Genomic DNA, 23,240 nt, shown 5'->3' with positions numbered 1-23,240 from the left:
ACGGCTTCGTGAGAACAGCCAGTTCAACGCTTGATGAGGGAAATCTTCGTACCTTCGATGCTGATCCCGGCCATCAAACCTTGCTGGTCGAAGATGAACGCGTAGGCATCGTCCTTGAGTGTCGAGCTGGAGAGGTTCTTTGATACCCCTTCATCGACTACCACGACCGTAGGCCCTACGCCGATCTCCCAACCCTTTGTGTCTGCGATGTATTTCACCGCTTTGTCGGTCATCAGGAAAACCACATATCCGTACGATTGGGCGCCTGCCTGTAGTCCCCACGAGCCGCTGACCGAGTTGTAATAGTCCTGGACCTGGTTGCCTTTCATCAGCACGCCTTCGCCGTAGCTGCCGCCAAACACAAGTCCGGCCTTGATGATTTTCGGGAAGACCAGTATGGCTTTGGCCTTTTTCGAAATGGTTTCGGAAAATGGGTTGGCCTTGTAGAGCGTTTGCAACGCTTGTCGAGAATCGGTGTTCAAGTCTTCGGCAGTGGCCGCTCCTGCATTGTTCAAGAGACTGACGGATGCCAGAGATGCAAGGGCGAAGAACAACGACAGGATGAATCGCGATGATTGAGTCATTTCCGTACTCCGAAAAGGGAGCATTGGATGGACTCAGCGTTCGACCCCTGCCGCCGGCAGGAACCGAATGCGCTGAATGTTATCCGGCGCACCCTAAAGTGTGTGAAATGCAGCTTCGCTCTTCATTGAAGTCGGCCCGAGGTTTCGGGATCGGTTGCGAGGCCATCATTGGTAGTGACCTCTGCGCATTGGCGGGGTTCCGGTTGAGCTTATCCGTGCGCCTTCTTCAGCCCCTTCAAGCGCACTTTCGCCCTTTGCACTGCGGCCATTTTTTCCGGCCGCTTCATGCGTTTCCACTTCCTGATGTCCTCCTTGCTTCTTCCACAACTCACACACAGTTCGCCGCTCAACTGGCACACCGAGATGCAAGGGTTTTCGATTTCTTTTGCCATCGTCAATTACCTTTAGCCAGACGCTTCTGCCAGTCGCCATGATGAGTGCGTTGACATTCCTCCTCAGAATCGAAGCGGACAGTGAGGTCTGATGGCGTCAGGTCGATGTTTGCCTCGTTCAACGCCATGGCCGTCAGCTCGAAGATGCGCGCCTTTGCGTTGACCTCAGCGAGTTTTTTATCGGCCTGGGTTTCGAACACCCAAGTGATCCTCAGTGTTTCAATCAGCTTGTTCAAATCGGCGGTGTGGGTGAGCCAGGTAAAACCTTTGATTTCACCCTTGGCTGTTTCGCACGCGTCGGTGAGCGTGGTTATCAATTGGCGTTCGACCCGCGCCAATTCACGTTTGCCTGGGGGCATTGGAGTTTCCTTGGGAGACAATGGAAGGGCGCTGTGCAATCAGACCGGACGAAACTCGACCGTCAGATGCCTGACTTCGTGAACCGGCTTGAGTCTTTCACGAATGCTGTCGGCGTTCGCAGTGGCATTACCCAGAACGCTGACGATGGCCGCGTGGGCTTGTGGCCCAATTCGCCACACGTGCAGGTCCGTGATGGTGGCATCCCCCGGGCTTTCAACCCGTTCGCGGATTTCCTCGGCAACGTGCGCATCTGTCTGATCCAGCAATACGCCTGCGGTATCACCCATCAAGGTCCATGCCCAACGCGCAATAACGATGGCGCCGACGATGCCCATGACCGGGTCCAGCCACACCCAGCCGAGATACCGGCCCGCGAGCAGCGCAGCAATGGCCAGAACCGACGTCAGCGCGTCGGCGATGACGTGGAGGTAGGCCGATTTCAGGTTGTTGTCGTTTCCGTGAGGGGCATGATCATCGTGGTGGTCATGGTCATGGTCATGGTCATGGTCATGGCTGTGTCCGTGGCCCAGGAGCAGGGCACTGATGACGTTGACGATCAAACCGACTATTGCAATGAGCGTAGCGGTGCCGAACTGAACTTGCGTTGGCTGCAACAGGCGCAACACAGATTCAACGCCTATGGTCAGGGCTACCATGCCGAGAATCAGTGCCGAGGCGAACCCGCCCAGGTCTCCGACTTTTCCCGTGCCGAAGCTGTAACGCTGGCTGGTAGCGTGACGTCTGGCGTATCCGTAAGCGAGCGCCGCGATGCCCAAGGCGCCGGCATGGGTGGCCATGTGAAAGCCATCGGCGAGTAACGCCATCGAACCTGTGATGTAGCCAGCGATGATCTCGCCAACCATCATCACCACCGTCAGCGCCACGACCCAAAGCGTGCGCTTGGCATTTTCGTCGTGCGCTGAGCCAAGGAACACGTGGTCGTGCGCGTGATTAATGTGGGTGCTGCTCATGAGCCTGTACCTGCGTTCTTCACTTGGAGTAACGGCGAATCGCTTCAAGAAGCTCTTCGACGCCCTTGTTACGCGCCTCTTCACTGAGTGCCGGGTTCGCGACGTGCTCCCGGGCGTGGTCTTCAATGATTTCTTCCATCAGCCCGTTGATGGCTCCGCGGGTGGCGGCGACAAGGTGCAGCGTCCTGGCGCAATCGAGATCAGATTCCAGAGCCCGCTCAACGGCCTGAATTTGTCCGGCGATGCGTTTGACGCGTTTGAGAAGATCGTCTTTGTTGGCTGCGATATGACCCATTGGATAACCCTCGATCCGTATTGATCGAATCATAGGTATACCCCCTATACCTATACAAGGGCCATTCAGCGGAGATTTGCCTACACATCATCGACTGGAGGTGGTGGCTACTGACAGATAACTTGCTGGTTGCAGGGCAAGGCACTGCGTTTACTCATAGGCAGAGGCATGGGGCACCCAGCAGAGGTGGGTCCCCCACGTATAGCCGCAGCAAAAGGCCGCCGCCGACCGCCAGGTCGACGGCGGCCTTTGCTCATGGCTTGGCTTGTGCTTTGGCTTTCTCTTCGATTTTCGCGTCGACCACCGCGCGAATCTGGTCGATGCTGAAGCTGGCCGGTTTCTGGCTGGGCGGGTACTCGATGAAGGTCTGCAGGAACCTTGCGGCCTTGGCCACTCCCGCTGCCAGCAGGTAGGAGTTTTTCACGGTCCAGTCGTAATACTGGTCAGACACGATGTCCGCCCGCTCATAGGGGTCCATCCGCAGATTGAACAGTTTCGGCACGCGCAACGGCACGAACGGGCTGCTCCAGACCGTGAATCCACCGGGATCGCGTTGCTCGGCGAAGACCACTTTCCAGTTGTCGTAACGCATCGAGACCAGCACGCCATCGTCGTTGAAATAGTAGAACTCCCGGCGCTCGCCTTTAGGCTGTTGCCCGGTCAGGTAGGGCAATTGGTTGAAGCCGTCCAGGTGCACTTTGAAGTTGGTACCGCCGGAAGTCGGTGCCCAACCTTTGAGCAGCTTGTTTTTTACATCGGCTTCGCCAGCCGCAGCCAGCAGCGTCGGGAACCAGTCCATGCCCGAGAACATTTCGTTGGACACTTCGCCGGCCTTGATCTTGCCCGGCCAGCGAATGATCGCCGGCACACGGTAAGCGCCTTCCCAGTTGGAGTTCTTCTCGTTGCGGAACGGCGTGGTCGCCGCGTCCGGCCAGGAGAACTGGTTGGGACCGTTGTCGGTGGTGTAGACGACGATGGTGTTGTCGGCGATTTTCAGGTCGTCGAGGGTTTTCAGCAGTTTTCCGACATCACCGTCATGTTCGAGCATACCGTCGGCATAGTCGTTGCCGGGCATGCCGCTCTGGCCCTTCATCGACTCGCGCACGTGGGTGAACAGGTGCATGCGCGTGGTGTTCATCCAGACGAAGAACGGCTTGTCGGCCTTCGCTTGTTTCTCGATGAACGCCTGTGCTGCGGCGGTGGTTTCGTCGTCGATGGTTTCCATACGTTTTGAGGTGAGGGCACCGGTGTCCTCGATCTTGCCGTCGGCAAAACTATGGATCACACCACGGGGTGTCCTGGATTTGACGAAGTCCGGGTCATCCTTGGGCCAATAAGGACGCTCGGGTTCCTCTTCGGCGTTGAGGTGGTAAAGGTTGCCGAAGAACTCGTCGAAACCGTGATTGGTCGGCAGGAATTCGTCTTTGTCGCCCAAGTGGTTCTTGCCGAACTGCCCGGTGGCGTAGCCTTGGGACTTGAGCGCCTGGGCGATGGTGAGGTCACGCTTCTGGATACCGATCGGGGCGCCCGGCACGCCAACCTTGGTCAGGCCGGTGCGCAGTGGTGACTGGCCGGTAATGAACGACGAGCGTCCGGCGGTGCAGCTGTTCTCCGCGTAGTAGTCGGTGAACATCATGCCTTCATGGGCAATGCGGTCGATGTTCGGCGTCTTGTACCCGACCACGCCCATGGAATAGGCACTGATGTTGGTCTGGCCGATGTCATCACCGAAAATCACCAGAATGTTGGGTTTGTCGGCAGCCCCGGCGGTTGCCGACAATGCCATGACCGTTGTCGCCAGCAGGGCGAGTTTCGGCAGCCACTTTTTTATGCGAGTCATCTGACTGGCTCCTTGTTGACGGGCGTCGCGAACAGCGACCGGGCCCGATCTTCAAGCGTCGTCAAAAGGATCGCGCCACCCGTATCAGGTGGCCGGCTACAGGGTTGCGATGTTTTGCTGGTGGACATATCCGTTGCTGCGGTAACGGCGACTTATGATTCCGCTTTTACAGCGGGTTACTTTGAAAAGCGGAACGCCGCCCGGCGCAAAGTAACCAAACGCCCTTGCCCCTTTCGTTCGGTGCCTCGCCTAGGCTCGGCATGCCCTCGCTCCGGTCCTGCTCCGTGGGCCCGCCACAGCAACCGAGGGGGCCTGGTAGCCGACCTGGCTGCGGCAATTACGCATTCCTCCTGTCGGAATGCGATTCCTGTGGGAGCTGGCTTGCCAGCGATGACGGCCTGACAGCCAGCTCTGAACGTCCGGCCAGACCCATTACCCTGTGGGGGCGGGCTTGCCCGCGAAGGCGGAGTATCAGTCGCCACTAATGCTGGATGTGCCGGCGCTTTCGCGAGCAAGCCCGCCCACAGAGGAATGGGTTCAGGCGCAAAATCATGGGTGTCTTCAAGGCCGCCATCGCTGGCAAGCCAGCTCCCACAGGGTGTGAGTCGCTCACGAAATCTGTGTGCATCACAAACCACTGTGGGAGCGGGCTTGCTCGCGAAGGCGGTGACGAGTGGCATGGGGAAGACAGTTGCTCCCACAAGAAAAGCGCGCTCAGAGCCCCGGGTTATCGATGTGCAGCACGGCACCGGTCACGCTCGCCCCGGCGCCGCTGGCCAGCAACAGCATGGGGCCATTGAGCTCCTGCAGTCCGGCGTCCTTGTCTCGGCCTGGGGCTATGACGTTGATGCGTATGCGGTGTGGTGTGAGTGACTGGGCCATGGCGCGGCTCATGCGGATCAGGCTGCTGTTGGGGCGCAGGCACGGGTTAGGCTCGCTGATGGGCTGCGGTGGCGGATCGATATTGACGATGCTGCCTCCGCGTTCGGCCCTGATCATGTGCAGGCTGGTGCAATGGACGATGTGATTGTTCAAGGCTACATGTTCGCGCTCGGCGCTGTTGTTGATCAGCACATCGACGCTGCCAAAGCGTTGCTGGACGGTGTCCAGGGCGGCTTCGATACTCGGCCGGCGGGCATTGTCGAGGCTGATGATCAAGACTTCGCCCCCTTCCCAGCGCAAATCCGCTGCCAGTTGCTCCAACTGCGCCGGGTGTTGCCCACCGAGGGCCACACGCGCTCCGGCACGGCTGATCAGCCGGGCGAAATGCGCGCCCAGTCGAGTGGTGGCGTCGGCCACCAGCACCGTCTTGCCGGTCATGGAAAAGGGCTGCATCAGATCGCTCATGGACGCACCTCCACAGGCATGGCACGGCGGGTGATTATGGCTTGCGGCACAGGCGCCCGAGGCGACGGGATGGTTGCGGCGCCGAGCATTTTCATTACCAGTACCGAGTAATGGCGGATGACGGCATCGATGTCCCAGCGGCCATCGGTGCGGTACCAGACGCAAGCATGGGTCAGCATGTTGAACAGGGTGCGCGCCATCAACTTGGGTTCGGCGCAGCTCAGTGAACCTTCCTTGACCCCTTGTTCTAGTAGTTCCTGCAAGGCTTTCAAATACTGGCGCCGGGCTTGGCGGACCTGCTCCAGATCCTCTTCGGGGAGACTGCGCAACTCCAGATTGCCGAGCATCGCCTCGTCCTGATGTTCCAGATGATAGCGTACGTGGCAGGCGATGAAGGCGAGCAATTTCACATCGGCGCTCGCTGCCTTTTTCGGCCGACGCCGCGCCCACTCCCGGGACACTCCCTGGAAATACTCGAGGATCAGCTCCAGCAGCAGTTCGTTTTTGCCTTTGTAGTAGAGGTACAGAGTGGAGGCATTGATGCCTGCTTCGCTGGCAAGCTGACGCAGACTCATCGAACCGTAGCCATTGCGCGAGATCAGTTTGATGGCGGCCAGGCGGATATTGCTTTCAGTCATGTTCATGGTGTGATCCTGCGTTTCTGCGTCCCTGTAGGAGCGCGCCCGCTCGCGAAAATGTCCGCGACATCGCGGGGTGCCAGGCAGCCAGCGTTATCGTTGACGACCATCGCGAGCAGGCTCGCTCCTACAAGTGCAGTTACGGTTATTGCAGATCGCCGGCCACAGCGATGGTTTGCGCGGTGATGTAGTTCGACTCCGGCGAGCAGAACAGGTACACGGCGTCGGCTGCCTCTTTCACGGTGCCCGGGCGACCCAATGGGTTGCGCTGACTGAACGACTTGGCCGCCTCCGGGCTGATGCCGACACGAATGTCACGACCTTCGATGCTCACAGTCGCACCGGCATGGGCATCGGCGCTGGTCATGCGGGTTTCGATGAAACCGAATGCAACGGCATTGACGTTGACTTTGAAACGGCCCCATTCACGCGCCAGCGCTCGGGTCATGCCGAGGACACCGGCCTTGGCCGAGGAGTAGTTCATCTGCCCGGCGTTGCCTTTGAGGGCCGAAACCGAGGAGATGTTCACCACTTTGCGGAACACTTCACGCTCGGCTGCCGCATCGGCCTGGGCTTGCGCCTTGATGATCGGGTAGGCGGCACGCAGGATGCGGAACGGCGCGGTCATGTGGCAATCGAGGATCGCGTACCACTGCTCGTCCGTCATCTTCTGGATCACGTCGTCCCAGGTGTAGCCGGCGTTGTTGACGATGATGTCGATGGCGCCGAAGTTGTCCATTGCGGTCTTGACGTAGCGGTCGCCGAAGTCCGGGGCGCTGACGTTGCCGTGGCACACGGCAGCTTCGCCACCCAGTTTGCGGATTATTTCAGCGGTCTCGTGGGCCGGATCGGCGTCCAGGTCGTTGATCACGATGCGCGCGCCTTCGCTCGCCAGTTTCAGGGCGATTTGCTGGCCGATGCCACGACCGGAGCCGGTGACCAGTGCAACTTTGCCTTCGAGTTTTGCCATGGGGTGTTGCTCCTCAGTTATCGGTTTTGTTTAGAGAGCGATCACGGCGTCGCCAACGATCTTGGTCTCGCCGTATTGATTGGTGGTGCGCACTTCGACCTTGATCCGTTGCTCGCCCTCGACCTCGAAGCGGTCGACGACAGTGCCGCTGCAGGTGATCTGGTGACCCAGGTGGGTGATGCCAAGAAAGCGCACGCCGAACTCGCGCAACTGGCGCTGGTCGACCCATTGGGTCAGCAGGCGACCGAGGTAGGCCATCGACAACATGCCGTGGGCGAACACATCGGGCATGCCCGCCCGGCGCGCGTAATCGGTGTCGATGTGAATGGCGTTGTAATCACCCGACGCACCGGCAAACAGAGCCAGGGTGGTGCGGTTGATCGGTGGGAGGGCCAGTGGCGGCAGGGTGTCGCCGATGTTGATTTTTTCCAGGCTTATGGCGTTCATCAGTGTTCTCCGCTTCAGCTGTTGCGCTGCACGAGCACGCTGCGCAGATCCGCGACGTGCTCACCGTGCTGATTGGTGACTCGGGTTTCGCGCACCACGAATTCCAGGGCACCGCCTTTCTTGTCGTAGATGTCGGCGATGCGCACCTCGAAGCGCAACGTGTCGCCGGCGTAGGCCATATGGTGGTAGCGGAAGGATTCTTCACCGTGCAGGATGCGCGCGGTGACGATGCCCAGTTCGTCACGCCAGGCGTTCGACGGAATCTGGAACTCCAGCGAGAACAGAAAGGTCGGCGGCAGTGGCAGGTTGGGGTGGCCGGCATCACGTGCAGCTTGCTCGTCGAAGTAGATCGGGTTGGTTTCCCCGGTGGCCTTGGCGAAGAAGCGCAATTGACCTGCTTCGGCGTTGACGAGGAAGGTGGGCAGTTGTCTGCCGATGTGTTTCTTGTCGATCATCGAAATGTCTCCCTGGATTGCCGGCCGTGTCAGTTCTTCTGGTACACGGTCACCACGCAGGCGCCGCCCAGGCCGAGGTTGTGCTGCACCGCAATTCGCGCGTTCTGCACCTGACGTTGCTCGGCGGTACCGCGCAGTTGATGGGTCAGTTCGTAGCACTGGGCCAGGCCGGTGGCGCCCAGCGGATGTCCTTTGGAGAGCAAGCCACCGGACGGGTTGGTGACCCATTTGCCGCCGTAGGTGTTGTCGCCGTCGTTGACCAATTGCTCGCCTGCGCCTTCGGCACACAGGCCCAGGCCTTCGTAGGTCAGCAATTCGTTCTGCGCGAAGCAGTCGTGCAACTCGATCACGTCGATGTCTTGCGGGCCAATACCGGCCTGGTTGTAGGCGATGTCGGCAGCCATGCGCGTCATGTCGAAACCGACCACGCGGATCATGTCCTTGGTGTCGTAGGTGCTCGGCAGGTCAGTGGTCAGGGCCTGGCCGGCCATCAACACGTCGGTGCGCAGGCCGTGTTTTTTCGCGAAGGCCTCGGACACCACGATGGCGGCAGCAGCGCCACAGGTCGGCGGGCAGGCCATCAGGCGGGTCATCACGCCTTCCCACAGCATCGGCGCGGCCATGACTTCTTCGGCGCTCACCACGTTGCGGAACACCGCCAGCGGGTTATTGGCCGCATGACGGCTGGCCTTGGCGCGGATCTTGGCGAAGGTTTCCAGTCGGGTGCCGTACTTTTGCATGTGCGCGTAGCCGGCGCCGCCGAACTGGCGGATGGCATTGGGCAGGTCAGGCATGCCGATCAGTTCGTTGGCCAACACCAAGGCACGCTCAGTGGCCGGTGCGCGATCGGGCCAGGCAGATTTCAACGCGCCCGGGTTCATGTGTTCGAAACCAAACGCCAGGGCGCAGTCCACGGCGCCGCTGGCCACGGCCTGACGGGCGAGGAACAGGGCGCTGGAACCGGTGGCGCAGTTGTTGTTGACGTTAATCAGCGGGATGCCGGTCATGCCCACGCGGTACAAGGCTTTCTGACCGCAGGTGGAATCGCCGTAGACGTAGCCGGCGTAGGCCTGCTGGATGTCAGCGAAGTCCACGCCCGAGTCAGCCAGGGCCTGGCGGATCGCCTGTTCACCCATGACATCGTAGGGCTCGTTGGTCCCCGGTTTCTTGAACTGGATCATGCCGACGCCAGCAACGAATACCTTATGGCTCATCGTGTATTTCCTTTTTTTGTTTTTGAGGATCAGAGCTTGCGCGCAATCAGTTCGCGCATGACTTCGCTGGTTCCGCCGTAGATGCGATTGACGCGGCAGTCGACGAACGCTCGGGCGATCGGGTACTCCATCATGTAGCCGTAGCCGCCATGCAGCTGGACCATGTCGTCGATGCATTTCCACAGGGTTTCGGTGGTGTAGAGCTTGGCGATCGCCGCTTCTTCGAGGGTCAGGCGCCGGCGCATGTGCTCGCCCAGGTAGTAGTCGACCATCACGCGCATGGCGGTGGCCTGGGCCTTGATGTCGGCGAGTTTGAACTTGCTGTTCTGGAAGTCCCATACGGTCTGGTTGAACGCTTTGCGGTCCTTCACGTACTCGAGCGTTTGCTCCAGCAGGCGCTCGAGCTTGGCGGCAGCGGACACGGCGATGGAGAACCGCTCCTGCGGCAGTTCACCCATCAGATAGGTGAAGCCCAGGCCTTCTTCACCAAGGCGATTGCCCACTGGCACGCGGACATTGTCGAAGAACAGCTCGGCGGTATCGGCTGCAGCCTGGCCGACCTTCTCCAGCTTGCGCCCGCGCTTGAAGCCGGCACGGCTGGCTTCCACGGCGATCAGGCTGATGCCCTTGGCGCCCGCGGACGGATCGGTCTTGCACACGACAATCACCAGATCGGCGGTCAGGCCGTTGCTGATAAAGGTCTTGCTGCCATTGATGACGTATTCGTCACCGTCGCGCACGGCGGTGGTACGCACAGCCTTGAGGTCGCTGCCGGTGCCGGGTTCGGTCATGGCGATCGCCAGGATGGTCTCGCCGGAGCAAATGCCCGGCAGCCATTTCTGTTTCTGTTCTTCGTTGCCGCAACGATTGATATAAGGAGCAATGACGTCGGAGTGCATGCTGAAGTAAGCACCGCTCACGCCAGCCCGGGCGAACTCTTCGTTGAACACTGCACAGTGGCCGAAATCCCCGCCGCCTCCACCGTACTCGGGGGGCAGGGTGATGCCCAGCAAGCCTTCGCGCCCGGCCTTGAGCCAGGTTTCCCGGTCGACCTGACCGGCCTTGTCCCAGGCTGCCTGGCGCGGCAGGCATTCGCGCTCGAAAAAACGCCGCACGGTGGTGCGAAACATCTCATGGTCGTCGCGGAAAACGGTTCGGGCGATATGCACGCAAGACTCCTCAATGATCACGGGCCCGGCCTGGGCCGGGCGCTGATGCAAGGCGCGAGCTGCGCCTTTGAACTGAGGGTTACGATAGGGTCGGGGGCTGGCCGGAACGCCACCCGAGGTGGGTGGCGGGAGGAAAATCAGAAAGCAGCCCAAGCCCCTGTAGGAGCGAGCCAGCTCGCGAATAACGCCCGGACATCGCGATCATTCAGGCATGGCGGGTCATCGTTCACGCCCATCGTCGGAACGCCGCCCGGAGCCGGCTCGCTCCTGCAGGATTCAGTGTCGGCTTGCGGCATTTTCCTGGGATTCGAGATCCCGCACCCGCGCCACCGCTTCGTCGCGGCTGTTGACCCCGAGTTTGCTGTAGATATGGCTCAGGTGCCATTTCACGGTTTCCGGAGACAGCCCCAGAGCACGGGCGATTTTTTTGTTGGGCAGGGCCTGGGCGAGCAAGCGCACCACTTCGATTTCCCGTTCGCTCAGGGGCTCCATGCCGCTGGTGAGAGGCTTGTTTGTCGGGGGCGGGGAGGGTTTGTCGCCTGGCACGGCGGGCGCAGTGACCTGCGCCGCCTGCAGGCGCTCGACGTAAAAGGCAAGCAGTGGGTCCAGGGTTTCTTTGCTGGCGATGTCCGAGATCAGCATCAACGCATCGGGGTGGGCGTCGAGCAAGCTGCGCAACAGGCCGAAGCGTTGACCGCGGCGCAGTGCTTCCATGACGTGATCACGGGCGGCATCGGTATTGCCGCGCTGAGACTCGATCACTGCGCTCAACACCAACAGGCGAACGGTGCCCAACTGACGGCGGTGCCGTTCACAGGTTTCGATCAGTTGCTCGATGCGTTTCAACGCACCGTCCAGGTCGCCCTGCTGAATTTGCCAGCGCGCCCGCGCATTCTCGGCCAGGATGTGGATTTCCTTGAGTGCACTGTGCCCGGCATCCGGGTGGCGTGCATCGATGGCTTCAAGGCGCGCCAGTTTGGTCCGGGCCTGCGAGTGCTCTCCGAGAATCATCAGCCATCGCACCTGCCAGGTCAGGCAGTAGGCTTGCAGGCGTTCCAGACCGAGTTTGATGGCGTACTCATCGAGCCGTTCGACATAAGCCAGGGCTTCCTGATGATTGCCCGCCAGCCATTGCACGTTCCACAGCACCTGCAACACACGCAACACCGAATCCGGAATGGAAATCCGCTCGAGAATATCGACCCATCCCGACAAGAGCTTGAAGGCAGCATCGACGTCATTGGTTTCGTACAGCACCTCACCCAGCAACGCGGCGGAGAGGTAGGTTGCATCGGCGCCGGCCTTGCCACAGTGTGCGGCCTCATGCATCACATCCCGATACACCCGCTCGGCCTGCTTCATCTGGCCTTCGAGGGCATGGCTCAAGCCAATCATGCAGCGGCCCTGAAGGCTGCCGGCGGTGGTGCCCAGCAGCGGTTCGCCATTGATCAGCAGCAGGGGGCGCTCGAGTTGCACCTGACGCGCCTTCTCGTATTCACCCCGGTGCATGTAGAGCCAGGAAAGGATGTTGGCGCATGAGCCAAGGGCGACACTGTTGCTGCCTGGTGGCGGATCGAGCAATTGCGGCAGGACGGTCATCGCCGCATCGGTGTCATCCCGTTGCAGCGCCAGTGAGGCCCGCAGGATCGCGATCATGAATCGATCGTGGACGTCAGCTTCGGGCACGTCGAGGAACAACTGATCAAGGCTATTGGCGCAGGCCACGAAATCCCTGGCATAGAGTTGCATCCGCGCCTTGAGAATGCGCAGTTTCACCCGCGCCTGCACTTGCTCGACAGGCAGCAGGCGAACCAGTTCGATCAACATCCGCAGGTCGCCATGGGCATACAGCGCTTCAGCATGTTGCTGCACCAGGTCGGCGGCGGCATCCGGGGCGCCGGCCATCACCGCATGGTGCACCGCCTCATCCAGATGCTGGTGATCACGAAACCAGGCCCATGCGCGGGCGTGCACCGCCTGTTGTTCGGCCGGGCTGCGCGAATCGAAATACTTGAGCAGGGTTTCGCGCAGCAGCGGGTGCAGGCGATACCAGGTTTCCGGCGCGGCACTGTCTACCGGAATCAGGAACAGGTTGTCCCGTTCCAGTCGCGCCAGCAAGGCGTTGGCCTCGCGCACCGCTTCCGGGTTGCCGCTGAGGGCGGCGCACAATGAGGCGCAAAAGCGGTTGCAGACCGCCATCAGCAACATCAAGTCGAGATCGGTCGGCGACAGGTGGGACAACACCTCGACTTCAAAGAACTTCGCGAACGCCTGGTCATCGCGCATTTGTGTCTGGTCGATGGACGTGACGAGCGAGCGGTTTTTCTTGCGACTGACCGCGAGCAGTTGCAGCCCGGCCACCCAACCGTCGGTCAGCTCATGCATGCGCTTGGCCTCCTGGGTGCTGATATCGCCCAGTTGTGCCTTGAGAAACTGTTCCGATTCGGTGGCCGTGAAGCGCAAATCCCGCAGGTTCAGGTCCAGCACCAGTTCCTGGCTGCGCAACCGCGCCAGCGACAACGGCACGGCACTGCGCGATACCAGGGCCAGATGCAGATTGGCCGGGGCGTAGTCGATCAGCCATTGCAAGGCCTGGTGAATGCCGACATCGGTCAAATGGTGCAGGTCATCGAGCACCAGCACCAATTCCCGCGAACGGCTGGCAATGCTGCGCACCAGGGTGATGACCGTACGTTCCACCGCTTCGCTGTCGATCCCGCGACCTTCCAGCTGGGTGGCCTCGTGAACAAGCACAGGGTCAACCTGTCCGAGGCTGGCCAGCAAATAGTCGAGGAAACGGGTCAATTCGTTGTCGTCGGCCGACAGGGTCAACCAGGCCACATCGAAGCCCAGCGGCAGCAGCGCCTGACGCCAGGCAATCAACGTCGAGGTCTTGCCGCAGCCTGCCGGCCCCTTGAGCACGATGCAGCGCTGGCGGCGGGCCTTGAGCATCTGATCTTGCAGGCGCTCGCGGGAAATCAGGCGTCCGGCACTGCGCGGCGGAATCAGTTTGGTGCTGACGATCGGCGACTGAGTCGGATTCAAGACCAGGCGGGCGGGCGTGTCCAGGGCATTGGACTTGCGGGGTTTGTCCATGGGGCTGTCCGAATCTTTTTTTGTTATGGGATTGCATTGAATCCACAGGAGTGTAACGCACCACCGGGCAGTCATGACCCTGTGTTTGGCATTCGCCACCCGATGCGGGTGGTGGTCCCCGGATAACGGATTGATTTACTGGATGGCACAAAATAGGGGTGCTGACTGGCGCTCCGTCAGAACAAGGAGCGGCGGCAATGGGCGTACTGAGCGGCATTCGAGTAGTTGAATTTGAGGCCATCGGCCCGGCGCCTTTCGGCACCATGCTGCTGGCGGACATGGGCGCCGACGTGGTGCGTATCGACCGTCCGGTCAAGGCCAGCGACCTGGGGCCGAAATTTGAAGGCAAGCGCGCTGACATCACCGGCCGCAACCGCCGCTCGGTCACTCTGGATCTGAAACGCCCGGAAAGTGTCGCCGCCGCGCTGGAGCTGATCGAGCGCGCCGACGTGCTGATCGAAGGTTTCCGTCCCGGCACCATGGAGCGCCTGGGCCTGGGCCCGGAGGTGGTGTTGGCGCGTAACCCGCAGTTGGTTTACGCACGCATGACCGGTTGGGGCCAGACCGGGCCGATGGCCGACCGCGCCGGCCACGACCTGAACTACATCGCGTTGTCGGGCGTGCTGTCCACCATTGGTCCGGCCGGTGGTCGACCAGTGCCGCCCTTGAACCTGGTCGGCGATTACGGCGGTGGCGGCATGCTGCTGGCCATGGGCGTGCTGGCGGCGCTGGTTAACGTGCAGCGTGGCGGGGCGGGACAGGTGGTCGATGCCGCCATGACCGAAGGCGCGGCGCAGTTGGGCTCGGTGATCTGGGGCCTGTTGGCCGGCGGTCATTGGACCGAGCAGCGTGGCAGCAACCTGCTCGATGGCGGTGCGCCCTGGTACGACACCTACCAAACCCTCGACGGCCAGCACATGTCGATCGGGCCGATCGAGGCGCGCTTCTACGCCGAAATGCTGGAGATTCTCGGGCTGGCAAACGCCGATCTGCCGAGGCAGCACGATCGCGCCGGTTGGCCGCGCTTGCGTGAGGCGTTTACCGCAGCTTTCCTCAGCCGTACCCGGGCAGATTGGGCCGAAGCGTTTGCCCGCAGCGACGCCTGCGTGGTGCCGGTGCTGGGCCTGGCCGAAGCCGCCGAACACCCGCACAGCGTGGCCCGTGGCAGCTTCATTGAGGTTGACGGCGTGGTCCAGCCAGTGCCGGCCCCGCGTTTTCTCGGCACGCCCTCGGCCCCGCCACGAACGGCGCCGCAACGCGGCGAACACGGGCACGATGCGCTGCGTGACTGGGGTTTCGACAACCTCGCCATCGAGCGTCTGCATGCGCTTGGCCTGGGCTTCAAGGCCTGACCTCCCACCCATAAAAACAACGAAGAGGTTAGTCCATGGCCATTCAGTTCAAGATCATCGATCACGTGGCGCTGATCACGCTCGATGCGCAACCGTCGAACAACGCACTGACCGTCAGCGAGCTGATGCACCTGCGCAAGACACTGGTGGCTTGCCAGGATGATGAGCAGGTGCGGGTCATCGTGCTCACCGGTGCCGGAGATCGCGCGTTTTGCTGCGGTGCGAGCCAGAAGGAGTCGTCGCTGTCGACAGTCGGTCACATCGCCAGCGCCATGAAGAGCCGCGAGACCGAAGCCGAAGAGGGTGGTTACACACGTTTGTTCGATCTCACTGATCTTGAGGTCTGGAAGCCACTGATTGCGGCGGTCAATGGTGCTTGCCTCGGGGGCGGTCTTGAACTGGCATTGCAATGTGATCTGCGTCTTGCTGCGCACGGCGCCACTTTCGGTTTGCCCGAAGTGCGCGATGCGAGCATTCCGGCCGCGGGTGGTGTGCAGTACCTGCTGCGGGCGGTGCCCGCCGCCCACGCGATGAAAATGGCCCTGACCGGCGAGCCGATCAGCGCGCAGGAAGCCTTGCGCATCGGCCTGATCGTCGACCTGCTGCCCCGGGAGCAACTGCTGTCGGCGGCCTTGACCCTGGCCGAATCAATCGCTGCCAACGGTCCGCTGGCGGTGCAGTCGATCAAGCGTCTGGCGCTGCAGACCGCGCATTTATCCCCCCGCGACTTCGTCACCCTGGCTCATCTTCATTGGGGGCTATTGCGCGATAGCAAGGACCACGCCGAAGGGCGTGCGGCCAGCAACGAACAGCGCGCCCCCAAATACACCGGCGCCTGACGGCGTTCTTCACCCTCGCATTCGTCCCGGCCTGACAACAATAATTCACAGGAAACGACCATGTATCTGACCCAAGGACTGCACCGTGTCTTGCAGCAACGCCCTCATGCCCTCGCCACGGTCTTTCGTGACCGGCGCCACACCTACGCACAGTTGGCCGAGCGCGTCGCTCGCCTGGCTGGCGCCTTGCAGCAACTGGGCATGCACACCGGCGACCGTGTGGGCCTGCTCGGTCTGAACTCAGACCGCTTTCTCGAGTATTACCTGGCCACCTGGTGGGGCGGTGGCGTGGTCAACCCGGTCAACATTCGCTGGAGCGTGGCGGAAATCGTCTATTCGCTGGACGACTGCGACACGCGGATCCTGATGATCGACGACACATTCCTGGCGATGGCCCAAAGCATTGCCGGCAGCGCCAGGGTGCGGCCACTGCTGATCCATATCGGCGAAGGCCCGACGCCTGACGGCATGTTGTCCTACGAGCAGCTGATTGCCGATGCCGAGCCGGTGGACGATGCCTTTCGTGGCGGCGACGACCTGGCGAGCATCATGTACACCGGCGGCACCACCGGCCTGCCAAAGGGCGTGATGCAGTCACACATGAACCTGTGGACCGCCGCCGTCGCGCGTGCCGCCGATGTTCCGGTGCCGGCCGATGCACTGACCCTGCACATCGCGCCGATGTTCCACCTTGCAGCGCTGTCGCGGGTGATCCTGATCTCGTTGCTGGGGTTGCCGAGCATTTTCGTCCCCGCCTTCGACCCGCTGAACGTGATGCAAACCATCGAGCGCGAGCGCATCACTGACATTCTGATCGTGCCGACCATGATCCAGGCCTTGATCATGCACCCGCAATTCTCTCGCCATGACCTCAGTTGCCTGCGCAGCCTGACCTACGGTGCGTCGCCGATAGCCGTGCCGTTGCTGGAACTGGCCCTCAAGGCCTTGCCGAATGTCGAGTTCACCCAGGGTTACGGCATGACTGAAGCCGCGCCGCCGATCTCAGCGAACGGTCCGGAAAATCACGGCCCCGAAGGTATCGCCAATGGCCGACTGCGTTCGGCGGGGCGCCCCGGGCTGGGCGTGACCGTGCGCATCGTCGACGAACATGACAACGAAGTGCCGCGCGGTACGGTGGGCGAAGTGTTGGTGCGTGGCCCGAACATCATGCTCGGTTACTGGAACAAACCCGAGGAAACCGCCAAGGCTTTGCGTGGCGGCTGGATGCACACCGGCGACGGCGCTTACATGGACGACGACGGTTACATCTACATCGTCGACCGCTTCAAGGACATGATCGTCAGCGGTGGCGAGAACGTTTACTCCGGTGAGGTCGAGAGCGCGATTTCCAGTCATCCGGCCGTCGCCGCCTGTGCAGTGATCGGCATTCCCTGCGCGCAATGGGGCGAAGCGGTGCACGCAGTAATCGTGCTCAAGCCCGATCACGAAGTGCCTGGCACAGAGATTATCGAACATTGCCGACGGCAGATCGCCGGCTACAAGACGCCGAAATCGGTCGAGTTCCGCGCCGCGTTGCCGCTGTCCGGTGCCGGCAAAGTGCTCAAGCGCGATCTGCGTGAGCCGTTTTGGGCTGGCAAGGATCGAGGGGTGAGCTGATGGCGACGATCCCCGAGGGCTTCACCGCGCTGGAACAACGCTCGGGGTTCCTGCGCAGCTGTGGCGAATTTTATTTGCATGAAGTGCTGCCGATCCTGGCGGTGCGTCTGGAACCGCAGCACCTCAATTACGTGCGCATCGCCCACGGCGGCTTCCTCGCCACCGTCGCTGACAGCGCGTTCGGCGTGATTTTGCGGCGCCATTCGGTGTCGCAGTCGGTGGCGGTGACGGTCAATCTGAATGTCGATTACCTCGGCCCGGTGCGCGAAGGCGACTGGCTCGAGGCGCATGTGCAAGTGCTCAAGAGCAGCGGCACGTTTTTAAGCGCCTGCTGCCTGTTGAAGGTCGGCGAGCGTCTGGTCCTGCGTGCCAATGGCGTCTTCACCACCTGGAAAGGCCAGACACCATGTACATGACCCAATGCCTGCAACGCACCCTGCAGCAAAATCCGCATCAGCTTGCGACGGTATTCGGTGATCGGCGTCAGACCTACCGCCAGTTTGGTGAGCGCGTGGCTCGCCTGGCGGGCGCCTTGCAACAGCTGGGAATGCAAGCGGGTGACCGGGTTGGCATGCTGGCACTCAACAGCGACCGTTATCTGGAGTACATCATGGGCGTCTGGTGGGGCGGTGGCGTGCTCAACCCGATCAACACGCGCTGGAGTGTGCCGGAGATCGTCTTTTCGCTGGACGATTGTGCGACCGGGATTCTGATCGTCGATGAGCACTTCGCCGCGTTGGCCGAGAACATCCGCAAGAGCGCCCGCCACGCGCCGCGCTTCATCTACGCCGGGGAGGGCCAGGTGCCGGTGGGCATGCTCGGTTTCGAGCAACTGCTGGCACAGGCGGCACCGGTCGAAGATGCCGGACGCGGGGGTGAAGACCTTGCCTGCATCATGTACACCGGCGGTACCACCGGGTTTCCCAAGGGCGTCATGCAATCGCACCTGAACCTGTGGTCGGCATGCATGCCGCGCATGGTTGACATGCCGCCAATCCGTGACGGTCGACTGTTGCATGTGGCGCCGCTGTTCCATGTCGCCGGCATGGCGCGGGCGCTGATTCAGTTGCTGGCCGGTGAAAGCCATGTGCTGGTGGCGAGTTTCGACGCGGGTGAAGTGCTGCAGGTGATCGAGCGTGAACAGATCACCGAAACGCTGCTGGTGCCGACCATGATTCTCGCGCTGCTGGCCCATCCAGACTTTGCTCGGCGTGACCTCAGCAGCTTGAGGCGACTGACCTACGGCGCGTCTCCCAGCGCCGGTGAAATGGTCGAGCACGTGTTGGCCAGACTTCCGGATATCGAACTTTCCCATTCTTACGGGCTGACTGAAGCGTGCCCGGTGGTGTCGAGCAATCTGCCCTGGAACCACACGCCGGACGCGCGCAAGCGTGGTTTGTCGCGCTCGGTCGGGCGTGGCGGGTTGGGGGTCTATGTGAAGATCGTCGATCCGCAAGGCCGGGAGGTTGCGCGTGGCACGGTCGGCGAGATCATCGTGCGTGGGCCGAACATCATGCAGGGCTATTGGAACAGACCCGAAGAAACCGCCAAGGCATTGCGTGACGGATGGTTGTACACCGGTGACGCCGCATACATGGACGAACAGGGCTACCTGTTCATAGTCGACCGCCTCAAGGACATGATCGTCAGCGGCGGCGAAAATGTTTACTCGGCGGAAGTCGAAAACGTCCTGGCCCGGCACCCGGCCGTGGCGCTGTGCGCGGTGATCGGCATTCCCCATGAACAATGGGGTGAGGCGGTGCACGCGGTCGTGGTGCGCAAGCCTGATGCGCAGGTCGACGAAGAACAATTGCGCCGATACTGCCGCGAGTTCATCGCGCCCTACAAATGCCCGAAAACCGTCGAATTCCGCGCCGAACTGCCGCTGTCGGCTGCGGGCAAAGTGCTCAAGCGAGAACTGCGCAAATAACCACACCCTGAACCCCTGTGGGAGCGAGCTGGCTCCCACAGGGTATTGCGTTGTTGCGTGAATTTCGCTTCTCCAGTCATCGCGCAATCGCTACCCGATCCGGGTGGCTGCACCACCCGCCCGCGTCAATACAGTGGACTCACGAACCAGGCGCAAGCCTTGCCTGGCAACCCACTGGAGAGCCCGATGCATATCAACCGTACCGTCTACCGTGAAGACCACGAAATGCTGCGTGAAACTGCGCGGCGTTTTTTCGAACGTGAATGCTTGCCCAAACAGGCTCAGTGGGACGAGGCCGGGCAGGTTGACCGGGAAACCTGGCTCAAGGCTGGCCGCCACAATCTGCTGTGCCTCACCGTGCCGACCGAATACGGCGGTGGCGGCGGTGACTTCGGTCACTCTGCGGTGTTGATCGAAGAGCTGTACCGCGCCGGGGTTTCGGGCTGGAGCCTGGGTGTGCATTCGGACATCGTCGCGCCCTATATCGTGCGTCTGGGCACCGAAGAGCAGAAACACAAATGGCTGCCGAAAATCTGCACCGGCGAAACCGTTCTGGCCGTGGCGATGACTGAACCGGGCACCGGTTCGGACCTCAAGGCGATCCGCACCACCGCCGTGCGTGACGGCGACGAATGGGTGATCAATGGCAGCAAGACCTTCATCAGCAACGGCCTGACCTGCGACATGGTGGTGGTCGTCTGCAAGACCGATCCGAGTGCCGGCGCCAAGGGCTGCAGCCTGATCATGGTCGAGTGCGACCGCGAAGGTTTCCGTCGCGGGCGCAAGCTGGAAAAGGTCGGCCAGCATGCCGCCGACACCGCCGAGCTGTTCTTCGACAACGTGCGCGTGCCGGTGGGCAACCTGCTCGGTGAGGAAAACAAAGGCTTCATGCACCTGATGGAAGAGCTGCCGCAGGAGCGCCTGGTGATCGCGTTGTACAGCGCCGCCAAACTCGAACGCCTGCTGGAACAGACCATCGAGTACGTGAAGGATCGCAAGGCGTTCAACCAGACCGTCTGGGACTTCCAGAACACCAAATTCAAGCTCGCCGACATCAAGGCCCAGGCCACGGCCGTGCGCCTGACCATCGATCACTACATCGGCGAACACATGCGTCGTCGCCTCACGGTCCAGGAGTCGGCCATCGCCAAGCTCCTGGCCACTGAAACCCTGTGGAAGTGCATCGACGACATGGTCCAGTTGCATGGAGGTTACGGCTACATGATGGAGTACCCGATCGCCCGCGCCTTCGTCGACATGCGCGTGACCCGGGTTTTCGGTGGCACCAGCGAAGTGCTGCGCGAACTCATCGCGCGCCAGTTGTGATCCTTTCCCCCTCATTCTTCCAGGTGACACCATGAGCGAAAAAGTACTGGTTGCCGGCGTCGGCATGATCCCGTTCCGCAAGCCCAGCGACAGCCCGACCTACGTGCAGATGGGGGCCGAAGCGATACGTCTCGCCCTGGTCGATGCGGCGATCGATTACAGCCTGATCCAGGAGGCTTACGCCGGTTACGTCTATGGCGACTCCACCTGCGGTCAGACCGTGCTGTACGAAATCGGCATGACCGGGATTCCGGTGGTCAACGTCAACAACAATTGCTCGACCGGCTCCACTGCGCTGTTCCTGGCGCGCAAGGCCATTGAATCCGGTTCTGCCGATTGCGTGCTGGCGGTCGGCTTCGAACAAATGCAGGCCGGCGCTTTGAAATCCCATTGGGACGACCGCCCGCCGACCCGCGAGCGTTTCCTGCCGATTCTGCGTGGCCTGACCGCCGATATGGAGGGCATGCCGCAGGCCATCCGTACCTTTGGCGGTGCCGGGCGCGAGTACATGGACAAATACGGCTGCAAGATGGAAACCTTCGCCGCGGTACGCGCCAAGGCCAGCCGTCATGCCGCCAACAACCCGCTCGCTTTGTTTCGCAAGGTGCTCAGTGTCGAAGACGTGATGAACGACCCGGTAATCCTGCCAGGCGTCATGACCCGTCTGATGGCATGTCCGCCGACCTGCGGTGGCGCGGCGGCGATTCTGGTCTCCGAACGTTTCGCGAAAAAGCATGGCTTGCGTCGTGACGTGGAAATCGTCGCCCAGGCGATGACCACGGACACGCCGCAATCCTTCAACTTCGAAGAACCGTCAATGCTCGATTGGGTCGGCACGCACATGACCCATGCCGCCGTCGGCCAGGTGTACGAAAAGGCGGGCGTCGGACCACAAGACATCGACGTCTGCGAGCTGCACGACTGCTTCGCCCAGAACGAAGTGATCTGCTACGAGTCGCTGGGGTTTTGCCCCGAAGGCGGCGCGGAAAAATTCGTCATGGACGGCGACAATACCTACGGCGGACAAATTGTCGTCAACCCATCCGGTGGCCTGCTTTCCAAGGGCCACCCACTGGGCGCCACCGGTCTGGCACAGTGCTACGAGTTGACCCAGCAATTGCGCGGCAACGCCGATCAGCGACAGGTCGAGGGCGCACGCCTGGCCATGGCGCATAACCTCGGTCTGGGTGGGGCGTGCGTGGTGACGCTGTACGGTAAAGTCAACGGGGGTGCCCAGTGAGCAGCCTGCTCGACGCCTTCCGCTTGACCGCGTTGCCCGACCACGCGCAGGCCTTTCGGGCCGAAGTCAAAAGCTTTCTGGCCGAGCACTTGCCAATGGTTGCGGCCGATGTGCGGGCACGCAGCTGGACCGGTTTCGACGCCGCTTTCAGTCGCAAACTGGCACAGCGTGGCTGGGTCGGTCTGACCTTGCCCGAATCCTACGGTGGCGCCGGGCTCGATGCCTTCAGCCGCTTTGTGTTGGTCGAAGAGTTGCTGTCGGCCGGTGCCCCGGTGGCGGCGCACTGGATCGCTGACCGCCAGAGCGGGCCGTTGATCCTGAAGTTCGGCAGCAACGCACAGAAAGATTTTTACCTGCCGCGCATCTGTGCCGGACAAGCGTTTTTCTGCATCGGCATGAGCGAACCCAACTCAGGCTCCGACCTGGCCAGTGTGCGCAGTCGGGCCAGCCGTTGCGAAGGCGGGTGGCGCCTGAGCGGTCGCAAGATCTGGACCACCAATGCCCACCATGCCGATTACATGATCGCTTTGGTGCGCACCAGCGGTTCGCCGGAAGACCGCCATAACGGGCTGTCGCAATTCATCATCGATCTCAAGCAACCGGGCATCAGCGTACGGCCCATTGTTGACCTCGCCGGGGATGCGCATTTTTCCGAAGTGGCGTTCGACGATGTGCTGCTGGGTGAGGACGCGCTGGTGGGCGAGGAGGGCAGTGGCTGGAAACAGGTCAATGCCGAACTGGCGTTCGAGCGCAGCGGGCCGGAGCGCTTCTATTCCAGCGTGGTGCTGCTCGACCTGTGGGCAGAGACCCTGCGCCGCAACGGTGCCAGCGTCGCCGAGACAGCGTTGCTCGGCGGTTTCCTTACGCAACTGACCAGCCTGCGCAATTTATCGGTGGCGCTGACGTCATTGCTCGCCCAAGGGCAGAGTCCGGTGGTGGAAGCGGCGTTGGTCAAGGACATCGGTACCGAATTCGAACAATCGATTCCGGCCGCTATTGCCGCAGCCATCAGCGCGAATCCGGATGCTCCGATTGACGATGAGCTGTACCGCACCGTCGCCTACCTGAACCAGGTCGCGCCGACTTTTTCGTTGCGCGGCGGCACCCGGGAAATCCTGCGCGGCATGATTGCCCGTGGCCTTGGCCTGCGCTGATATC

At 61.6% G+C, this 23,240-nt stretch carries 21 protein-coding genes and 1 pseudogene; 8 read left to right on the top strand and 14 right to left on the bottom strand.

What is annotated here, in order from left to right; translation table 11 throughout:
- Positions 1–23: 23 nt before the first annotated feature.
- The 14 genes from ASD60_RS25185 to ASD60_RS25120 all read right to left on the bottom strand — a co-directional run bounded on the left by ASD60_RS25185 (position 24) and on the right by ASD60_RS25120 (position 13,778).
- Positions 24–584, bottom strand: a complete 561-nt coding sequence (locus tag ASD60_RS25185) for a YSC84-related protein (RefSeq protein WP_056856585.1) — start codon at positions 582–584, stop codon at positions 24–26.
- Positions 585–793: 209 nt separating this feature from the next.
- Positions 794–976 carry a DUF1289 domain-containing protein gene (locus tag ASD60_RS25180; RefSeq protein WP_056856584.1) on the bottom strand — a complete coding sequence of 61 codons (183 nt, stop codon included), beginning with the start codon at positions 974–976 and terminating at the stop codon, positions 794–796.
- 2 nt (positions 977–978) lie between these two features.
- On the bottom strand, positions 979–1,335 hold the full coding sequence (locus ASD60_RS25175; RefSeq protein WP_056856583.1) for a hypothetical protein: 357 nt from the start codon (positions 1,333–1,335) through the stop codon (positions 979–981).
- A 39-nt stretch (positions 1,336–1,374) separates the two neighbouring features.
- On the bottom strand, positions 1,375–2,307 hold the full coding sequence (gene dmeF / locus ASD60_RS25170; protein ID WP_056856582.1) for a CDF family Co(II)/Ni(II) efflux transporter DmeF: 933 nt from the start codon (positions 2,305–2,307) through the stop codon (positions 1,375–1,377).
- A 19-nt stretch (positions 2,308–2,326) separates the two neighbouring features.
- On the bottom strand, positions 2,327–2,602 hold the full coding sequence (locus tag ASD60_RS25165) for a metal/formaldehyde-sensitive transcriptional repressor (RefSeq protein ID WP_056856581.1): 276 nt from the start codon (positions 2,600–2,602) through the stop codon (positions 2,327–2,329).
- 253 nt (positions 2,603–2,855) lie between these two features.
- Positions 2,856–4,442, bottom strand: a complete 1,587-nt coding sequence (locus ASD60_RS25160) for an arylsulfatase (RefSeq protein WP_056856580.1) — start codon at positions 4,440–4,442, stop codon at positions 2,856–2,858.
- Between the two features lie 714 nt (positions 4,443–5,156).
- The gene (locus ASD60_RS25155; protein WP_056856579.1) at positions 5,157–5,789 is read right to left on the bottom strand and encodes an SDR family NAD(P)-dependent oxidoreductase; all 633 of its coding nucleotides are present in this window, start codon (positions 5,787–5,789) and stop codon (positions 5,157–5,159) included.
- Positions 5,786–6,433, bottom strand: coding sequence for a TetR/AcrR family transcriptional regulator (locus ASD60_RS25150; RefSeq protein WP_056856578.1), 648 nt, complete (start codon positions 6,431–6,433; stop codon positions 5,786–5,788). The genes ASD60_RS25155 and ASD60_RS25150 overlap by 4 nt, the downstream gene beginning before the upstream one ends.
- A 139-nt stretch (positions 6,434–6,572) precedes the next feature.
- Positions 6,573–7,397, bottom strand: a complete 825-nt coding sequence (locus ASD60_RS25145) for an SDR family NAD(P)-dependent oxidoreductase (RefSeq protein ID WP_056856577.1) — start codon at positions 7,395–7,397, stop codon at positions 6,573–6,575.
- Between the two features lie 30 nt (positions 7,398–7,427).
- Positions 7,428–7,844, bottom strand: coding sequence for a MaoC family dehydratase (locus ASD60_RS25140; protein WP_056856576.1), 417 nt, complete (start codon positions 7,842–7,844; stop codon positions 7,428–7,430).
- Between the two features lie 14 nt (positions 7,845–7,858).
- Positions 7,859–8,299, bottom strand: coding sequence for a MaoC family dehydratase N-terminal domain-containing protein (locus ASD60_RS25135; RefSeq protein WP_056856575.1), 441 nt, complete (start codon positions 8,297–8,299; stop codon positions 7,859–7,861).
- Positions 8,300–8,328: 29 nt separating this feature from the next.
- Positions 8,329–9,513: a lipid-transfer protein gene (locus ASD60_RS25130; protein WP_056856574.1), complete on the bottom strand. Its 1,185-nt coding sequence runs from the start codon at positions 9,511–9,513 to the stop codon at positions 8,329–8,331.
- A 29-nt stretch (positions 9,514–9,542) separates the two neighbouring features.
- Positions 9,543–10,643, bottom strand: coding sequence for an acyl-CoA dehydrogenase family protein (locus tag ASD60_RS25125; RefSeq protein ID WP_236708514.1), 1,101 nt, complete (start codon positions 10,641–10,643; stop codon positions 9,543–9,545).
- Between the two features lie 315 nt (positions 10,644–10,958).
- Positions 10,959–13,778, bottom strand: coding sequence for a LuxR C-terminal-related transcriptional regulator (locus ASD60_RS25120; RefSeq protein WP_056856572.1), 2,820 nt, complete (start codon positions 13,776–13,778; stop codon positions 10,959–10,961).
- A gap of 197 nt (positions 13,779–13,975) precedes the next feature.
- Here ASD60_RS25120 and ASD60_RS25115 point away from each other — a divergent pair, with 197 nt between their 5' ends.
- The 8 genes and pseudogenes from ASD60_RS25115 (at position 13,976) to ASD60_RS25080 (ending at position 23,236) form a co-directional block, all read left to right on the top strand.
- The gene (locus tag ASD60_RS25115; protein ID WP_056856571.1) at positions 13,976–15,130 is read left to right on the top strand and encodes a CaiB/BaiF CoA transferase family protein; all 1,155 of its coding nucleotides are present in this window, start codon (positions 13,976–13,978) and stop codon (positions 15,128–15,130) included.
- Between the two features lie 35 nt (positions 15,131–15,165).
- A complete protein-coding gene (locus tag ASD60_RS25110; RefSeq protein ID WP_056856570.1) occupies positions 15,166–15,969 on the top strand; it encodes an enoyl-CoA hydratase/isomerase family protein in 804 nt (267 codons plus the stop codon).
- Positions 15,970–16,026: 57 nt separating this feature from the next.
- Positions 16,027–17,586: pseudogene (locus ASD60_RS25105) on the top strand (acyl-CoA synthetase); the annotation flags it as partial.
- The gene (locus tag ASD60_RS25100) at positions 17,586–18,002 is read left to right on the top strand and encodes a PaaI family thioesterase (protein ID WP_056856568.1); all 417 of its coding nucleotides are present in this window, start codon (positions 17,586–17,588) and stop codon (positions 18,000–18,002) included. The pseudogene ASD60_RS25105 and the gene ASD60_RS25100, both read left to right, overlap by 1 nt.
- Positions 17,993–19,516, top strand: coding sequence for a long-chain-fatty-acid--CoA ligase (locus ASD60_RS25095; RefSeq protein WP_056856567.1), 1,524 nt, complete (start codon positions 17,993–17,995; stop codon positions 19,514–19,516). The genes ASD60_RS25100 and ASD60_RS25095 overlap by 10 nt, the downstream gene beginning before the upstream one ends.
- A 186-nt stretch (positions 19,517–19,702) precedes the next feature.
- Complete coding sequence (locus tag ASD60_RS25090; protein WP_056856566.1) at positions 19,703–20,842, top strand: acyl-CoA dehydrogenase family protein; 1,140 nt, start codon at positions 19,703–19,705, stop codon at positions 20,840–20,842.
- Between the two features lie 31 nt (positions 20,843–20,873).
- The gene (locus tag ASD60_RS25085) at positions 20,874–22,082 is read left to right on the top strand and encodes a lipid-transfer protein (RefSeq protein ID WP_056856565.1); all 1,209 of its coding nucleotides are present in this window, start codon (positions 20,874–20,876) and stop codon (positions 22,080–22,082) included.
- The gene (locus tag ASD60_RS25080) at positions 22,079–23,236 is read left to right on the top strand and encodes an acyl-CoA dehydrogenase family protein (RefSeq protein ID WP_056856564.1); all 1,158 of its coding nucleotides are present in this window, start codon (positions 22,079–22,081) and stop codon (positions 23,234–23,236) included. The genes ASD60_RS25085 and ASD60_RS25080 overlap by 4 nt, the downstream gene beginning before the upstream one ends.
- Positions 23,237–23,240: the final 4 nt, after the last annotated feature.

Source organism: Pseudomonas sp. Root562, assembly GCF_001427125.1.
Lineage (GTDB): Bacteria > Pseudomonadota > Gammaproteobacteria > Pseudomonadales > Pseudomonadaceae > Aquipseudomonas.
Note: the sequence above shows the minus strand (reverse complement) of the source record. Positions and strands in the feature narration are given on the sequence as shown.

What these genes read in the sequence shown, in the direction of transcription:
- ASD60_RS25185 (WP_056856585.1), bottom strand. Translation starts at nt 584, where the DNA reads ATGACTCAATCATCGCGATTCATCCTGTCGTTGTTCTTCGCCCTTGCA.
- ASD60_RS25180 (WP_056856584.1), bottom strand. Translation starts at nt 976, where the DNA reads ATGGCAAAAGAAATCGAAAACCCTTGCATCTCGGTGTGCCAGTTGAGC.
- ASD60_RS25175 (WP_056856583.1), bottom strand. Translation starts at nt 1,335, where the DNA reads ATGCCCCCAGGCAAACGTGAATTGGCGCGGGTCGAACGCCAATTGATA.
- dmeF (WP_056856582.1), bottom strand. Translation starts at nt 2,307, where the DNA reads ATGAGCAGCACCCACATTAATCACGCGCACGACCACGTGTTCCTTGGC.
- ASD60_RS25165 (WP_056856581.1), bottom strand. Translation starts at nt 2,602, where the DNA reads ATGGGTCATATCGCAGCCAACAAAGACGATCTTCTCAAACGCGTCAAA.
- ASD60_RS25160 (WP_056856580.1), bottom strand. Translation starts at nt 4,442, where the DNA reads ATGACTCGCATAAAAAAGTGGCTGCCGAAACTCGCCCTGCTGGCGACA.
- ASD60_RS25155 (WP_056856579.1), bottom strand. Translation starts at nt 5,789, where the DNA reads ATGAGCGATCTGATGCAGCCCTTTTCCATGACCGGCAAGACGGTGCTG.
- ASD60_RS25150 (WP_056856578.1), bottom strand. Translation starts at nt 6,433, where the DNA reads ATGAACATGACTGAAAGCAATATCCGCCTGGCCGCCATCAAACTGATC.
- ASD60_RS25145 (WP_056856577.1), bottom strand. Translation starts at nt 7,397, where the DNA reads ATGGCAAAACTCGAAGGCAAAGTTGCACTGGTCACCGGCTCCGGTCGT.
- ASD60_RS25140 (WP_056856576.1), bottom strand. Translation starts at nt 7,844, where the DNA reads ATGAACGCCATAAGCCTGGAAAAAATCAACATCGGCGACACCCTGCCG.
- ASD60_RS25135 (WP_056856575.1), bottom strand. Translation starts at nt 8,299, where the DNA reads ATGATCGACAAGAAACACATCGGCAGACAACTGCCCACCTTCCTCGTC.
- ASD60_RS25130 (WP_056856574.1), bottom strand. Translation starts at nt 9,513, where the DNA reads ATGAGCCATAAGGTATTCGTTGCTGGCGTCGGCATGATCCAGTTCAAG.
- ASD60_RS25125 (WP_236708514.1), bottom strand. Translation starts at nt 10,643, where the DNA reads ATGTTTCGCACCACCGTGCGGCGTTTTTTCGAGCGCGAATGCCTGCCG.
- ASD60_RS25120 (WP_056856572.1), bottom strand. Translation starts at nt 13,778, where the DNA reads ATGGACAAACCCCGCAAGTCCAATGCCCTGGACACGCCCGCCCGCCTG.
- ASD60_RS25115 (WP_056856571.1), top strand. Translation starts at nt 13,976, where the DNA reads ATGGGCGTACTGAGCGGCATTCGAGTAGTTGAATTTGAGGCCATCGGC.
- ASD60_RS25110 (WP_056856570.1), top strand. Translation starts at nt 15,166, where the DNA reads ATGGCCATTCAGTTCAAGATCATCGATCACGTGGCGCTGATCACGCTC.
- ASD60_RS25100 (WP_056856568.1), top strand. Translation starts at nt 17,586, where the DNA reads ATGGCGACGATCCCCGAGGGCTTCACCGCGCTGGAACAACGCTCGGGG.
- ASD60_RS25095 (WP_056856567.1), top strand. Translation starts at nt 17,993, where the DNA reads ATGTACATGACCCAATGCCTGCAACGCACCCTGCAGCAAAATCCGCAT.
- ASD60_RS25090 (WP_056856566.1), top strand. Translation starts at nt 19,703, where the DNA reads ATGCATATCAACCGTACCGTCTACCGTGAAGACCACGAAATGCTGCGT.
- ASD60_RS25085 (WP_056856565.1), top strand. Translation starts at nt 20,874, where the DNA reads ATGAGCGAAAAAGTACTGGTTGCCGGCGTCGGCATGATCCCGTTCCGC.